This window comes from Microbispora corallina (genome assembly GCF_016863035.1).
Classification (GTDB): domain Bacteria; phylum Actinomycetota; class Actinomycetes; order Streptosporangiales; family Streptosporangiaceae; genus Microbispora; species Microbispora corallina.
In genome coordinates this window covers 317,880-331,503 of record NZ_BOOC01000005.1, presented here as the reverse complement: position 1 = coordinate 331,503, position 13,624 = coordinate 317,880, and the positions used below count along the sequence as shown (strand labels likewise).

12 protein-coding genes are annotated in these 13,624 nt (G+C 70.5%); 7 read left to right on the top strand and 5 right to left on the bottom strand.

The window, feature by feature from the left end; all coding sequences use genetic code 11:
* The first annotated feature begins 51 nt into the window (after nucleotides 1-51).
* The 5 genes from nuoL (at nucleotide 52) to Mco01_RS09450 (ending at nucleotide 7,513) form a co-directional block, all read left to right on the top strand.
* Nucleotides 52-1,893 (top strand): NADH-quinone oxidoreductase subunit L, encoded by a 1,842-nt coding sequence (gene nuoL, locus Mco01_RS09470; RefSeq protein ID WP_204056618.1) that lies wholly within the window; start codon nucleotides 52-54, stop codon nucleotides 1,891-1,893.
* Entirely contained in the window at nucleotides 1,893-3,398 is a 1,506-nt protein-coding gene (locus Mco01_RS09465) for an NADH-quinone oxidoreductase subunit M (RefSeq protein WP_204056505.1), read from the top strand. Before nuoL ends, Mco01_RS09465 begins: the two co-directional genes overlap by 1 nt.
* On the top strand, nucleotides 3,395-4,948 hold the full coding sequence (gene nuoN, locus Mco01_RS09460; protein ID WP_204056504.1) for an NADH-quinone oxidoreductase subunit NuoN: 1,554 nt from the start codon (nucleotides 3,395-3,397) through the stop codon (nucleotides 4,946-4,948). Before Mco01_RS09465 ends, nuoN begins: the two co-directional genes overlap by 4 nt.
* A gap of 11 nt (nucleotides 4,949-4,959) precedes the next feature.
* The gene (locus Mco01_RS09455) at nucleotides 4,960-5,955 is read left to right on the top strand and encodes a polyprenyl synthetase family protein (protein ID WP_204056503.1); all 996 of its coding nucleotides are present in this window, start codon (nucleotides 4,960-4,962) and stop codon (nucleotides 5,953-5,955) included.
* Nucleotides 5,956-6,085: 130 nt separating this feature from the next.
* Complete coding sequence (locus Mco01_RS09450; RefSeq protein ID WP_204056502.1) at nucleotides 6,086-7,513, top strand: NAD-dependent succinate-semialdehyde dehydrogenase; 1,428 nt, start codon at nucleotides 6,086-6,088, stop codon at nucleotides 7,511-7,513.
* 4 nt (nucleotides 7,514-7,517) lie between these two features.
* Here Mco01_RS09450 and Mco01_RS09445 read toward each other — a convergent pair whose 3' ends face one another.
* The 3 genes from Mco01_RS09445 to rarD all read right to left on the bottom strand — a co-directional run bounded on the left by Mco01_RS09445 (nucleotide 7,518) and on the right by rarD (nucleotide 9,361).
* Nucleotides 7,518-8,021, bottom strand: coding sequence for an LLM class flavin-dependent oxidoreductase (locus tag Mco01_RS09445; protein ID WP_204056501.1), 504 nt, complete (start codon nucleotides 8,019-8,021; stop codon nucleotides 7,518-7,520).
* Nucleotides 7,973-8,353 carry an LLM class flavin-dependent oxidoreductase gene (locus tag Mco01_RS09440; protein WP_204056500.1) on the bottom strand — a complete coding sequence of 127 codons (381 nt, stop codon included), beginning with the start codon at nucleotides 8,351-8,353 and terminating at the stop codon, nucleotides 7,973-7,975. Before Mco01_RS09440 ends, Mco01_RS09445 begins: the two co-directional genes overlap by 49 nt.
* Nucleotides 8,354-8,446: 93 nt before the next feature.
* Nucleotides 8,447-9,361: an EamA family transporter RarD gene (gene rarD / locus Mco01_RS09435; RefSeq protein WP_204056499.1), complete on the bottom strand. Its 915-nt coding sequence runs from the start codon at nucleotides 9,359-9,361 to the stop codon at nucleotides 8,447-8,449.
* 133 nt (nucleotides 9,362-9,494) lie between these two features.
* Here rarD and msrA point away from each other — a divergent pair, with 133 nt between their 5' ends.
* On the top strand, nucleotides 9,495-10,157 hold the full coding sequence (msrA, locus tag Mco01_RS09430; protein WP_204056498.1) for a peptide-methionine (S)-S-oxide reductase MsrA: 663 nt from the start codon (nucleotides 9,495-9,497) through the stop codon (nucleotides 10,155-10,157).
* 198 nt (nucleotides 10,158-10,355) lie between these two features.
* Here msrA and Mco01_RS09425 read toward each other — a convergent pair whose 3' ends face one another.
* Entirely contained in the window at nucleotides 10,356-11,021 is a 666-nt protein-coding gene (locus Mco01_RS09425) for a response regulator (protein WP_204056497.1), read from the bottom strand.
* Nucleotides 11,018-12,292, bottom strand: coding sequence for a sensor histidine kinase (locus Mco01_RS09420; RefSeq protein WP_204056496.1), 1,275 nt, complete (start codon nucleotides 12,290-12,292; stop codon nucleotides 11,018-11,020). Before Mco01_RS09420 ends, Mco01_RS09425 begins: the two co-directional genes overlap by 4 nt.
* Before the next feature lie 237 nt (nucleotides 12,293-12,529).
* Between Mco01_RS09420 and Mco01_RS09415 the strand changes: the two genes are divergently transcribed.
* Nucleotides 12,530-13,603 (top strand): hypothetical protein, encoded by a 1,074-nt coding sequence (locus Mco01_RS09415; RefSeq protein ID WP_204056495.1) that lies wholly within the window; start codon nucleotides 12,530-12,532, stop codon nucleotides 13,601-13,603.
* The last annotated feature ends 21 nt before the right edge of the window (nucleotides 13,604-13,624 follow it).

Below are 13,624 nucleotides of genomic sequence, written 5' to 3'. Positions count from 1 at the left end.
CCCGCTGAGTTCATCCAGCACTCCGGTGGCGCGATCGGGGTCGCCTGGCTGATGATCGCCTTCCCCCTGGTGGGGGCGGCGATCCTCCTGCTGGGCGGGAGGAGGACCGACAGGTTCGGCCACCTGGTGGGCGTCGTCATGGCGGTCGCGTCCTTCGTCGTGGCCGCCCTCGCCTTCGTCCAGCTCCTGGGCTTCCAGCCGGGCGAGCGGCGCCGGCTCATCCCGCTGTACGACTTCATCCCGGGCATGGCCAAGGTGGGGCTGCTGGTCGACCCGCTGTCGATCTCGTTCTGCCTGCTGATCACCTTCGTCGGGTCGCTGATCCACGTCTACTCGATCGGCTACATGGCGCACGACCCGAACAGGCGGCGGTTCTTCGCCTACCTGAACCTGTTCGTCGCGGCGATGCTCCTGCTGGTGCTCGCCGACAACTACGTCGCCCTGTTCGTCGGCTGGGAGGGCGTGGGCCTCGCCTCCTACCTCCTGATCGGGTTCTGGCAGCACAAGCCCTCGGCGGCGACCGCGGCCAAGAAGGCGTTCATCGTCAACCGCGTCGGCGACTTCGGTCTGCTGATCGGCATCTTCACGATCTTCGCGACGTTCCACTCGCTGGCCTTCGCCCAGGTGTTCCCCGCGGCGCACGGCGCCTCGCAGGGCACGCTGACCGCGATCGGCCTGCTGCTGCTCGTCGGCGCCTGCGGCAAGTCCGCCCAGCTGCCGCTTCAGTCCTGGCTCCTGGACGCGATGGAGGGCCCGACCCCGGTCTCGGCCCTCATCCACGCCGCGACCATGGTCACCGCGGGCGTCTACCTCATCGTCCGGTCCGGCGCCGTCTTCCAGGGCGCCGAGACCGCGCAGCTGGTCGTGACGATCGTCGGCGTCGCCACGCTGCTCGCCGGTGCGATCATCGGTACCGCGAAGGACGACATCAAGAAGGCCCTCGCCGGCTCGACGATGTCGCAGATCGGCTACATGGTGCTGGCGGCCGGCATCGGCCCGGCCGGGTACGCCTTCGCGATCGCGCACCTGATCACGCACGGCTTCTTCAAGGCCGACCTCTTCCTCGGCGCCGGATCGGTCATGCACGGCATGAACGACGAGGTGGACATGCGGAAGTACGGAGGCCTGCGGAAGGTCATGCCGATCACCTTCGTGACCTTCCTGATCGGCTACCTGGCGATCATCGGGTTCCCGCTGCTGTCCGGCTACTTCACCAAGGACGGCATCATCGAGACCGCGATGGAGCACAACGCCGTCCTCGGCTGGCTGGCCGTGATCGGCGCGGGCGTCACCGGCTTCTACATGTCCCGCCTGGTGTTCATGACGTTCTTCGGCGCCAAGCGCTGGGAGGCCACGGCCCACCCGCACGAGTCGCCGGCCGTCATGACGTGGCCGCTGATCATCCTGTCGCTCGGCGCGATCGGCCTCGGCGCGTTCCTGATCGTGGGCAACAGGTTCATGACCTTCCTCGCCCCCGCCGTCGGGGCGCCGGAGGAACTGCCCACCTTCAACCCGTTCTCGCTCACCGGTCTCGTCACGCTCGCCCTGGTGGCGGCCGGCGCGGCCTTCGCCTGGTTCCGGTACGGCGCGGCCGAGGTGCCCGCGGTCGCCCCGCGCGGCTCGTTCCTCACCACGTTCGCCCGGCGCGACCTGTACGGCGACGCCCTGAACGAGGCACTGTTCATGCGGCCCGGCCAGTGGCTGACCCGGCTGGCGGTGTTCTTCGACAACCGCGGCGTCGACGGCCTCGTCAACGGCCTGGCCGCCGGCATCGGCGGCTCGTCCGGACGCCTGCGCAGGATCCAGACCGGGTTCGTCCGCTCGTACGCGCTGTCGATATTCGTCGGTGCCGCCCTCCTGGCCGGCGCCTGGCTCGTCGTAGGGAACCTGTGATGCCCTGGCTTTCGACCCTGATGGGCGTGTCCGTGCTCGGCGCGCTGGGCGTGACCCTCGTCCGCAACGACAAGCTCGCCAAGCAGTTCACGCTCGTGGTGTCGCTCATCGTGCTGGCCCTGACCGTCGCCATGGCGGTCCAGTTCAGCCCGAACGGCGACAAGTTCCAGTTCGCCGAGACCTACGACTGGATTCCCGCGTTCGGCGTGCACTACGGGGTGGCCGTGGACGGCATCGCGCTGGTGCTGATCCTGCTGTCGGTGATCCTCGTGCCGATCGTGGTGCTGGCCTCCTGGCACGACGCCGAGAAGGGCAAGCGGTCGGTCCGCACGTACTTCTCGCTGCTGCTCGTGCTCGAGGCCATGATGATCGGCGTCTTCGCGGCGACCGACGTCTTCCTCTTCTACGTCTTCTTCGAAGCCATGCTGATCCCGATGTACTTCATGATCGGGTCGTACGGCGGGGCCCAGCGGTCGTACGCGGCCGTGAAGTTCCTGCTGTACTCGCTGTTCGGCGGGCTCCTGATGCTGGTCGCGGTGATCGCGCTGTACTCGATCGCCGGCAAGGGCACGTTCATGTTCTCCGACCTCGTCGGGACCGTGCAGGACGTGACGACGCAGAAGTGGCTGTTCCTCGGCTTCTTCATCGCCTTCGCGATCAAGGCGCCGCTCTGGCCGTTCCACACCTGGCTGCCCGACGCCGCCGCCCAGGCCCCGGCCGGCGCGGCCGTGCTGCTGGTCGGCGTGCTCGACAAGGTCGGCACGTACGGCATGCTGCGGTTCTGCCTGGAGCTGTTCCCCGACGCGGCGAAGTTCTTCACGCCTCTCGTGATCACGCTGTCGGTGATCGGGATCGTGTACGGGGCGATCGTGGCCATCGGGCAGACCGACATGAAGCGGCTCATCGCCTACACCTCGGTGTCGCACTTCGGCTTCATCGCGATGGGTGTGTTCGCGATGACGACGGACGCCGGCGCCGGCGCGACGCTCTACATGGTCAACCACGGCTTCTCGACCGGCGCGCTGTTCCTCATCGCGGGCTTCCTGATCCACCGCCGCGGCTCGCAGTTCATCTCGGACTACGGCGGCGTGCAGAAGGTCGCCCCGATCCTCGCCGGGACGTTCCTGGTCGCGGGCCTGTCGAGCCTCTCGCTGCCCGGCCTCAGCACGTTCGTCAGCGAGTTCATGGTGCTGACCGGGACCTACCAGCGGTACGTGGTGCCGTCGGTGATCGCGGCCACCGGTGTCATCCTCGCCGCGATCTACATCCTGTGGATGTACCAGCGGACGATGAACGGGCCCACCGCCGAGTCGGTCAAGAGCCTGCCCGACCTCAACGCGCGGGAGAAGTGGGTGGTCGCCCCCCTCATCGCGCTGCTGCTCGTCTTCGGCTTCTATCCCAAGCCGCTCCTCGACGTCATCCATCCCGCCGTGAAGGACACTCTGTCCAGCGTGTCCGTGACGGACCCGGGGGCTGCCGTACCCGTTGCCAAGGAGGGCCAGTGAACGGCACCATCCAAGCGCCCACCATCGAGTACGCCCTGCTCGCGCCGATGCTCGTGGTCTTCGGCGCGGCCATCGCCGGCGTGCTCGTGGAGGCGTTCGCCCCGCGCTACCTGCGCTCGGCGATCCACCTGCCGCTCACGCTGCTCTCGCTGGCCGGCGCGTTCGCGCTGACCGTGTGGCAGGCGGTCAAGGGCGTGCCCACCAAGCCGGCCGCCATGGGCGCCGTCGCGGTGGACGGTCCGGCGCTGTTCATCTGGGGCGCGATCCTCGTGCTCGCGTTCGTCAGCGTCATGCTGATCAACGATGAGGACCACTTCGTCGCCGCCGCGGCGGCCGTCCCCGGCTCCGCCGAGGAGGAGCAGGCCCTCTACGAGGGCGCCGCGCACACCGAGATCTACCCGCTCGTGCTGTTCGCGGTCGGCGGCATGCTGCTGTTCCCGGCGTCCAACGACCTGCTGGTGGCGTTCGTGGCCCTGGAGGTCATGTCGCTGCCGCTGTACCTGCTGTGCGGTCTCGCCCGGCGCCGCCGCCTCCTGTCGCAGGAGGCCGCGGTCAAGTACTTCCTGCTCGGCGCGTTCTCGTCCGCCTTCTTCCTGTACGGCACGGCCCTGCTGTACGGCTACGCCGGGTCGATCGACCTCGCCCAGATCAACAAGGCCCTGGGCGCCGTCGGCGGCCAGGACACGCTGCTGTACATCGGCGCGGCCATGCTCGGCGTCGGCCTGCTGTTCAAGATCGGCGCCGCGCCGTTCCAGGCCTGGAAGCCGGACGTCTACCAGGGCTCGCCCACCCCGATCACCGCGCTCATGGCGTCCGGCACGCTGGTCGCCGCCTTCGGCGCGCTGCTGCGGGTGTTCTGGGTCGGCCTCGGCGGCCTCGACTGGAACTGGCGGCCGGTCCTGTACGCCGTGGCCATCCTCACGATGGTCGTCGGCGCGGTCCTCGCGATCACCCAGACCGACATCAAGCGCATGCTCGCGTACTCGTCGATCGCGCACGGCGGCTTCCTGCTCGTCGGCGTGATCGCCACCGGCACCTCCGCGGCACAGAACACGTCCGCCCTGTCGGGCATCCTGTTCTACCTCGTGGCGTACGGCGTCACGACGGTCGGCGCGTTCGCGGTGGTGACGATGGTCCGCGACGCGGGCGGCGAGGCGTGGCACCTGTCCCGCTGGGCCGGGCTCGGCAAGCGGTCGCCGCTGCTGGCCGGCGTGTTCGCCTTCTTCCTGCTGGCGTTCGCCGGGATCCCGCTCACGAGCGGCTTCTTCGGGAAGTACGCGGTGTTCCAGGCCGCGGTCACCGGCGGCGCGCTGCCGCTGGTCATCGTCGGTGTGGTGGCCTCGGCCGTCGCCGCGTTCTTCTACGTCCGGGTCATCGTGCTGATGTTCTTCAGCGACCCGGCCGCGGACGGGCCCACCGTGGTGCTTCCCTCCCGGGGCACCGCGGCTGTCGTCGCTTTTGCGGCATTGGCTACGGTAGTCCTCGGGGTCTACCCGCAGCCCATGCTCGACCTGGCCCACTCGGCTGCCCACTCGTTGTTCGTCCGATAGGAGTCTTCCGTATGGCCGCGCCGCCCGTTGTGGACATTCCCCTCGTCGACGAGCGGCTGGCCGAGGACCTGGCGAACGGCCTGGCGTCGGTCGAGAAGCTGCTCCGCTCGTCGGTGGAGAGCGAGGACGCCTTCGTCACCCAGACGTCCCGGCACCTCATCGAGGCGGGCGGCAAGCGCTTCCGCGCGATGCTGGTCCTGCTGGCCGCGCAGTTCGGCAACCCCGACGCCCCGGGCATCGTGCCCGGGGCCGTCGTGATCGAGCTCACCCACCTGGCGACGCTCTACCACGACGACGTGATGGACGAGGCCCCGGTCCGCCGGGGCTCCCAGTCCGCCAACGCCCGGTGGGACAACACCGTGGCCATCCTCACGGGCGACTACCTGTTCGCGCAGGCGTCGGAGATCCTGGCGGACCTCGGCAGCGAGATGATCCGCGTGCAGGCCCGGACGTTCTCCCGCCTGGTGCGCGGCCAGATCCGCGAGACCGTCGGCCCCGAGGCGGGCGCCGACGCCATCGCCCACTACATCGACGTGCTGGCCGACAAGACGGGCTCCCTGATCGCCACGTCCGGCCGGTTCGGCGCCATGCTGGCGGGCGCCCCTCCCACCGTCACCGAGCGGCTGACCGACGCGTACGAGGCCATCGGCGTCGCGTGGCAGCTCGGCGACGACCTCATCGACGTGGCCGCCCAGCCGGTGGAGTCCGGCAAGACCCCCGGGACCGACCTGCGGGAGGGCGTGCGGACCCTGCCCGTCCTGTACGCCCTGGCCTCCGACGACCCCGCGGACGCCCGGCTGCGCGAGCTGCTCGCCGGCCCGGTGGCCGAGGAGGACGTGGAGGAGACGCTGACCCTGCTGCGGGCCAACCCCGCCATGGTCCTCGCCCGCCAGGAGCTCACCCGCTGGACCGACCGGGCCAAGGCCGCCCTCGCCGGCCTTCCCGACATCCCCGCCCGCACCGCCCTCATCGCCCTCTGCGACTACGTGGTCGAGCGCTCCGGCTGACCCTCCCGTCGCGTAGATCACGGGCCGGGGGCGGTGCCGGTGGGGCGCTGACGCGGGCGGAGTAGCGTGATAGGTGGTCCGGTGCCGCTCCGCGGTCCGATGCCGTGCGGCGCCTGACGCAGGAGGCGTCATGACAACCGCTACTCCTTCGGTCACGCGCACGTCGATCACCAGCGTGAATCCGTACGACAACGAGGTCCTCGCCGAATTTCCCGCCATGAGCGACGAGGAGGTCGACCGCGCCGTGGCGGCGGCGCACGACGCGTTCCAGGGCTGGAGGTGGTTCAGTCCGGCCGAGAGGGCGTCCGTCGTCGGCCGGGCCGGCGAGCTGATGCGCGAACGCCGCGAGGAGCTCGCCCGGACGGTGACGCTGGAGATGGGCAAGCTCATCGGCGAGAGCCGGGGGGAGGTGGACCTGGCCGCCGACATCCTCGGCTACTACGCCGAGCAGGGCCCGGCCCTCCTCGCCGACCGTCCGCTGCTCGTCGAAGAGGGGAAGGCCGTGGTGGCCAGCCGGCCGCTCGGCGTGCTCCTCGGGATCATGCCGTGGAACTACCCGCTCTACCAGGTGGCCCGCTTCGCCGCGCCGAATCTGGTCGCGGGCAACACGATCCTGCTCAAGCACGCGAGCAACTGCCCCCAGTCGGCGCTGGCGTTCGAGCGGCTGTTCCGCGACGCCGGCGCCCCGCCTGGCGTCTACACCAACCTTTTACTGCCGTCCTCGAGAGTCGGCAGAGTCCTCGACAATCGCCGGGTGCGGGGCGTCTCCCTGACCGGTAGCGACCGCGCGGGAGCGAGCACGGCCGAACGGGCCGGTCGCAACATCGACAAGAGCGTGCTCGAACTCGGCGGCAGCGATCCGTTCATCGTGCTCGACGCCGAGGACTTCGACCGGACGGTGGAGGCCGCGGCCGTCGGCCGGCTGTCCAACATGGGGCAGAGCTGCGTGAGCGCCAAGCGGATGATCCTCCTGCCCGACGTCTACGACCGTTTCGTCGAGGAGTTGCGCCGCAGGTTCGCGTCGCTCGTGCCCGGAGACCCGCTGGACCCGCGGACCACGCTGGCCCCGCTGTCCTCCGAGCAGGCCGCCAAGACGCTCGTGAGCCAGGTGCGCGACACGGTGGACCAGGGAGCCACGCTCGTCACCGGAGGCGGCCGGATCGACCGGCCCGGCGCCTTCGTCCAGGCGACGATCCTGACGGACGTCAGGCCGGGCATGCGCGCGTATGAGGAGGAGCTGTTCGGGCCGGTGGCCGTGCTGTACCGGGTCGCCGGTGAGGACGAGGCCGTGGCCCTTGCGAACGACAACCCGTACGGCCTCGGCGGCGCCATATTCTCGCGGGATCTGAGGCGGGCGGAACGGCTGGCCGAGCGGCTGGACGTCGGGATGGTCTGGATCAACCATCCCACCTCCTCCCACCCCGCCCTGCCGTTCGGCGGCGTCAAGTGTTCGGGGTACGGCAGGGAGCTGTCCGATCTCGGCATCAACGAGTTCGTCAACAAGAAGCTGATCAGGACCTTCCCGACGACCGTCCCGATCGGCTTCGCCACGGGGTGAGCTGTCAGCCTCCGGTCAGCAGCTCGACCACGGGTGCGAGGGCCTCGGCGTAGAAACCGTTGACGGTGATGTAGGAGACGCCGAGCTCGTCGCGGCGGCGCAGCAGGACGTCGGCCATCTCTCGCGGCGAGCCGTCGAGCACGGCCGCCGCCTCCGGGCCGGGGGCCTCGAACCCCGTCGGAACCCAGGGCGGGGGCTGGGAGCCGACCCGCAGGAGGTTCATCGACAGCTCGATGTCGTCGAACCGCGCGCCCGCCCTGTCGCGCAGGGTGGAGACGGGCCGCCGCAGGTCGTCGTCCGTGCTCGCCGGCAGGACCGCCAGGGCCACGATGTCGGCCTCCTTCGCGGCCAGCGCCATCATCCGCTCGCCGGCGCCCGCCAGCATGATCTTCGGGCCCGACCGCTGGACGGCCCCGCCGAACCCGCTCGATCCGGCGAACGCCGCCCTGGTCTCGGCGATCACGGCCTCGACCTGCGCGACGCGCTCGCCCGCCGTGCCGTACGGCACGCCCAGCGCGGCGGCGTCCTCCGGGCGGCCGGACGGCCCGCGCCGACGCCCACCTCGAGTCGCCCGCCGGACAGGAAGTCGAGCCCGGCGAGCTCCCAGGCGAGCTGGCGGGGGTTGCGGTACGGCGCGGCCAGCACGAACGTGCCGACCCCGAGCGTGGTCGTCGCCGTGGCGGCGGCCGTGAGCGCGAGCAGCGGCGGAAGCGTGCCGAGCGTGTCGGGGGTCAGCAGGGTGGAGTAGCCGAGGTCCTCGGCGCGGCGGGCCGTCCCGGCCCAGGCGCGGGCATCCGGGGCGAAGCCGGCCACGATCCCGAAGCGGAAGTCCTTCGTCATACCGGCATCGTCGCGCGGCGGGCCACGCGGAGTCGTCCGTCCGGCGGCGGCCGAAGCCGTACACCTGTGGGAGTAGACGTCCCCGGAGCTGCCTCAGACGGTCTCGAGCGCCTCACTCGGGGCGGTGACGGCGCGGCGGGAGGCGTGGGCGGCGCGGAGGCTGTCCCAGGTGAAGAGGCTGAGGGCCGCCCAGACGACCACGAACCCGGCCCACCTGCTCGCGGGCATCGTCTCGTGGACGACCAGGATGCCGCAGAGGAACTGCAGGGTCGGCGCGATGTACTGGAGCAGGCCGATGATCGTCAGCGGGACGCGCAGGGCCGACGCCGTGAAGAACAGCAGCGGCACGGCCGTGATCAGGCCCGACGCCACCAGCAGCAGCGAATGGCCGACTCCGTGATGGGCGAACGTGCCGGTGCCGTTCGCCTCGATCACCAGGAGGTACGCGAGCGCCGGCACCAGCAGGACCAGCGTCTCGATCGTGAGGCTCTCCGCGCTGCCGACCTGCGCCGTCTTCTTCAGCAGGCCGTACGTGCCGAAGCTGACCGCGAGGACCAGGGCGATCCACGGCAGCCGGCCGTAGTCGAGGGTGAGGATGAGCACGGCCACGGCGCCGAGGCCGACGGCCGCCCACTGCCACGGCCGCAGCCGCTCCCGGAAGATCACCACGCCGAACAGAACGCTGACCAGGGGGTTGATGAAGTAGCCGAGCGCGCTCTCCACCACGTGGCCGGTGTTCACGGCGTAGATGTAGGTGCCCCAGTTGACCGAGACCGTCACGGCCGCGAGCGTGAGGAGCAGCACCTGCCGGCGGGTCAGCGTCCGGAACCAGGACCAGTGCCGCCGTACGGCCAGGACGGCGACGACCACCGCGAGCGACCAGACCATGCGGTGGGCGAGGATCTCGACGGCGCCGGAGGGCTTCAGCAGTGGCCAGTAGAGAGGGAACAGGCCCCACATGGTGTAGGCGGCGATCCCGTACAGGACACCTCGACGCGTTTCCGGCATGCTCCCCATCCTGGCCGCTTGGCGGTTTTAATACAAATAAGCTTTGCTAGTCCTGTTATTAAGGACCGCTTACGTGAGGAACAAGGCGGGCGGCCGGATGGTTGCTGATGGCAGACGAAGCGGGAGGTTCGAGATGGGCTGGCTGTTCGGCAGGGACAAGACGACGATGGTGGACCCCTCGGAGGCGCTGCCGGGCCGGTCGGAGGTCATGCCGGTCGCCACGCGGCACCTCGTCCTCGGCGGGCCGCTCGCCCCGCCGTACCCGGAGGGCACCGAGATCGCCGACTTCGGGCTCGGCTGCTTCTGGGGCGCGGAGCGCAAGTTCTGGCAGACGCCGGGCGTCGTGACCACGGCCGTCGGTTATGCCGGCGGGTACACCGCCAACCCGACGTACGAGGAGGTGTGCAGCGGCATGACCGGGCACGCCGAGGTCGTCCGGGTGGTGTTCGACCCGGCGCAGGTGTCGTACGAGGAGCTCCTCAAGGTCTTCTGGGAGGCCCACGACCCCACGCAGGGCATGCGCCAGGGCAACGACGTCGGCACCCAGTACCGTTCGTCGATCTACACCCACGGTCCCCAGCAGGAGAAGGCCGCCATCGCCTCCAAGGAGGCGTACCAGGACGTCCTGGCCAAGGCCGGGTACGGCGAGATCACGACCGAGATCGCCCCGGCCGGCGAGTTCTACTTCGCCGAGGACTACCACCAGCAGTATCTGTTCCGTAACCCCAACGGCTACTGCGGTATCGGCGGCACCGGCGTCTCCTGCCCGGTCGGCCTGACCGCCGGCGAAGCCTGATTCACGTAGGGCTATGCCGCGCCGCGGCATGGCCCTCGGTCAGGCCGAAACGGGCCTCGCTGCGCTCCGGCCGACGCGGTGCCGGCACCACCCCGCCACACTCCACCGGTCTCATTGACGACCGCCGCCAGCAGTTGAGGCGCTTCGGCTATCACCGATAACCGTCCGACTTGCGCGTCCGGTAGCGGGCGAGCTCGATCACGGGGTGGCGTTGCCGGTGTCCCAGGCCCAGGCGGCGATGCCGACGCGGTTCCGAGCCCCGAGCTTGCGTTGGATGCCGGCGATGTGGTTCTTGACCGTGCCGGGCGAGATGAACAGGGCGGCCGCGATCTCGGCGTTGGTATGGCCCTGGGCGACCAGGCGGGCGATCTGAAGTTCGCGATCGGTGAGTCGCGCGGAGTCGACGCGGCCGGACCTGGGCGGCGACGGCGCGGTGAGATTGCGCAGGAGCCGTACGGTGATCTGCGGGCTGATAAGGGTGTCGCCGGACATGGCGGCGCGGACGGCTTCGACCAGGATGGTGGGGCTGGAGCGTTTCAGCAGGAAGCCGCAGGCGCCGTTGCGCAGTGCGGTGTAAACGTAGTCGTCGAGGTCGAAGGTGGTGACGACCACGACACGGATGGGGTCGGTCACCTGTGGCCCGGCGAGCAGGCGCGCGACCTCTAGCCCGTCGATGCGGGGCATTCGGATGTCGGCGAGCACCACGTCCGGGCGCAGATGGCGGGCCTGTTCGACAGCGGTGGCCCCGCAGGCGGCCTCGGCGACGACGGTCATGTCCGGCTGGGCGTCAAGGATGATGCGGAACGCGTTGCGGATGTTCTCCTGATCGTCGGCCACCAAGACGCGGGCCGGCCTGCCGGTCATGCTGTCACCGGCCGGATGTCCCCGCCGTGAGGCGCGGCAGCCAGCGGCATGGTGGCGGCGACACGCCATCCGTGCGGAGCATACGGGCCGGCGGCCAGCGTGCCGCCGAGCGCTTCGACGCGTTCGGTCAGACCGGCCAAGCCGAAACCGCCGCCGCGGCTCGCACCGCCGAGCACGTGACCGGCGGGTGCGGGTCCGGTTCGAGCGTCGTCTGTCACGGTGACCTCCAGGCCGTGCCCGGTGAGATCACCCACGCTACGGGTGCGGCGGACCGTCACCTCCACTCGGCTCGCCGTCACCGCGTGGCGGCGCACGTTGGTCAGTGCCTCCACGACGACCCGGTACGCCGTGGCGGCCACTTCCCGAGGCACGACGTCATTCGGGTCTTCGAGTCGCGCGTCGACGTCAAGATGGACCACTGCCGTGCCAGAGCAGGAGAACCGATCGGCCAGCTCCGGAAGGTCCGTCAGTGCTGGGAGCGGTGTCCGGCCCGCCCAATCCCCGGCCGCGAGATCGTCAGCGTCATGCAGCATCCGCACCGTCCGGTCCATCGATGCCAGCGCCTGGAGCGCGGCCTGCTCGATGCGCTGGAAGGCGGCCACCGCCTGCTGCGGGTCCTGTTCGGCGAGGATCCGGCCGACCTGGGCTTGGGCGAGCATCCCGCTGACGTCGTGGGCGACGAAGTCGTGCAGGTCGCGGGCCAGTTGCGTGCGTTGCGCCTGCCGCGCCGCGCGTACGGAGCGGGCGCGATGGTCGTCCAGGGAGCGCAGGTAGAGCCCGACTGCGGCCGCGAGTGCCGCCGACAACCCCCAGACGGCGAATCCGGCCAGGGCTGCGAGGGTCGGAGGCCCCAGCCCGAACCGCAGCAGCAAGACCGGCGTGGCCACCCCCGCCAGTCCGGCGGCGATCAGCGCGTGGCGGACAGGCGCGGCACGTACCACCAGGACGACCAGGATGAGTAGGCTCGCGGACTCGCCGATCATCCAGGTCGCAGAGGTGTGCGCCCTCTGTTCCTCGCCGAGCAGCAGGACGCCGGTGGTCGCGGCCAGCGACACGATGCCCGCCCCGCCGGTGACCGCCGCGATCCTGCGGCCGTCGTACGGCCAGGCGGCGAGCACCCCGAGCGCGGCCGCCATCGTCGAAGACATCGGCAGCGTGGCCAGCGGGCCGTACGCGGGCGCGGCGGCGATCCCGGTCAGCGCCACGAGGACGGCGGCGGCGGCGCCGGCCCGCTCGCGCCACCGCAGGGCTCCGCTGAGTCGTGCTCGCATACCCCGAGCCTAGATATCCGGCCGTTCCACCGCCCTGTGCCGAACGGCACATTCACCCGCCCGAATCCGCCTTCGGCCATGCCGTTCGGCACATGGGCCGTCGGCCCGGCCTCCTCGACGCTGGGTCCAGACCCTTTACAGCGCCGGACACGGGCTCGCCGCGCCGCCCGGAAGGCCTGCGGCCGCGTGCGCGTCCGGACGTGATTCCCGAACGAGATCGTTGGGATGTGATGACAGATGCTCCGCTGGTGGAGGTACTGGCCGGCCTGGTCCGGATACGCCGCGGCCGTGTGGTCGCTGTTATACGGGGCGCTCGGGCTCTTCTGGGCGCTGGGCGGCGGTGGTTTTCCGTTCGCGTCCGTCGACGATGACCATGCGTCGGGTTCGATCCTGGAGGGCGGCCAGGTCGGGATCGTCGCGCCGGCCATGGCCGTCGTCGGGCTGGCCGGCGCGATCGCCGCACTGGCGATGGCCAGGGAATGGGGACGGGACGGCACCCGTACGGCACTGCTCGTCTTCGGCTGGGCCCTGGCCGGAACGCTCGCCCTGGTGATCCCCGACTACACCCTGCTCGCGCTGCTGGCTTTCGCCCCGCTACTGCTGGTGTTCGCCTTCACCGGGGTGCCCGGACCGCAGGACGGCCTCGGGGACATCCTGTACTGGCATCGGGTGAACCTGATCGTGGTCTTCGCCGGTGGCCTGCTGTGGGCCCTGGCGACCCTCTCCTATCAGCGGCGTACCAGGCAGGCGTGCGCGCATTGCGGCCGGCGCGGCGCGGTGGCCGGCCGGTGGACCACGCCGGACGCGGTGCGACGCTGGGGCCGGTGGGCCGTCTACGTCGCGTGCGCCGCACCCGTGCCGTACGAGGTCACCAGAATCGCCTGGTATCTCGGAATCCCGCTCGGCGTCCCCGAGGCCTTCGTGCGAATGATGCGGGAGACGCCCGGCATGCTGGAAGTGGGACTCGGCGGCGCCATCGCGTCGATCTGCGGATGCGTCCTCACCCACGGCCTCGTCCACCGGTGGGGCGAGGTCTACCCACGCTGGGTCTGGTTCAAGGCGGGCGAACGAGTCCCGCCGGCGCTCGCCGTGATCCCTGCGTCCCTCGTGGCGGTCGTCCTGATACCCGCCGGGCTGATGAATGTCCGGATGGGCGTCGATCTCGCCGTATGGGGCACCAACGTGCCGAGCATGCTGTGGATCGTGTGGGGAGCCGCCCTTTGCGCCGCCGCCTGCGCCTACGGCCTGCGTCGGCGCGGAACCTGTCCCCACTGCCAGATGGCCGAGGACACGACCGGCCTGCCCACTTAATGCATGAGCTGTACCTCTACC

Excerpts from the sequence above, each read along its gene's own strand:
- Mco01_RS09450 (WP_204056502.1), top strand. The coding sequence starts at position 6,086 with ATGACAACCGCTACTCCTTCGGTCACGCGCACGTCGATCACCAGCGTG.
- Mco01_RS09420 (WP_204056496.1), bottom strand. The coding sequence starts at position 12,292 with ATGCGAGCACGACTCAGCGGAGCCCTGCGGTGGCGCGAGCGGGCCGGC.
- Mco01_RS09415 (WP_204056495.1), top strand. The coding sequence starts at position 12,530 with ATGCTCCGCTGGTGGAGGTACTGGCCGGCCTGGTCCGGATACGCCGCG.
- Mco01_RS09465 (WP_204056505.1), top strand. The coding sequence starts at position 1,893 with ATGCCCTGGCTTTCGACCCTGATGGGCGTGTCCGTGCTCGGCGCGCTG.
- Mco01_RS09425 (WP_204056497.1), bottom strand. The coding sequence starts at position 11,021 with ATGACCGGCAGGCCGGCCCGCGTCTTGGTGGCCGACGATCAGGAGAAC.
- rarD (WP_204056499.1), bottom strand. The coding sequence starts at position 9,361 with ATGCCGGAAACGCGTCGAGGTGTCCTGTACGGGATCGCCGCCTACACC.
- msrA (WP_204056498.1), top strand. The coding sequence starts at position 9,495 with ATGGGCTGGCTGTTCGGCAGGGACAAGACGACGATGGTGGACCCCTCG.
- nuoL (WP_204056618.1), top strand. The coding sequence starts at position 52 with ATGATCGCCTTCCCCCTGGTGGGGGCGGCGATCCTCCTGCTGGGCGGG.
- Mco01_RS09440 (WP_204056500.1), bottom strand. The coding sequence starts at position 8,353 with ATGACGAAGGACTTCCGCTTCGGGATCGTGGCCGGCTTCGCCCCGGAT.
- Mco01_RS09455 (WP_204056503.1), top strand. The coding sequence starts at position 4,960 with ATGGCCGCGCCGCCCGTTGTGGACATTCCCCTCGTCGACGAGCGGCTG.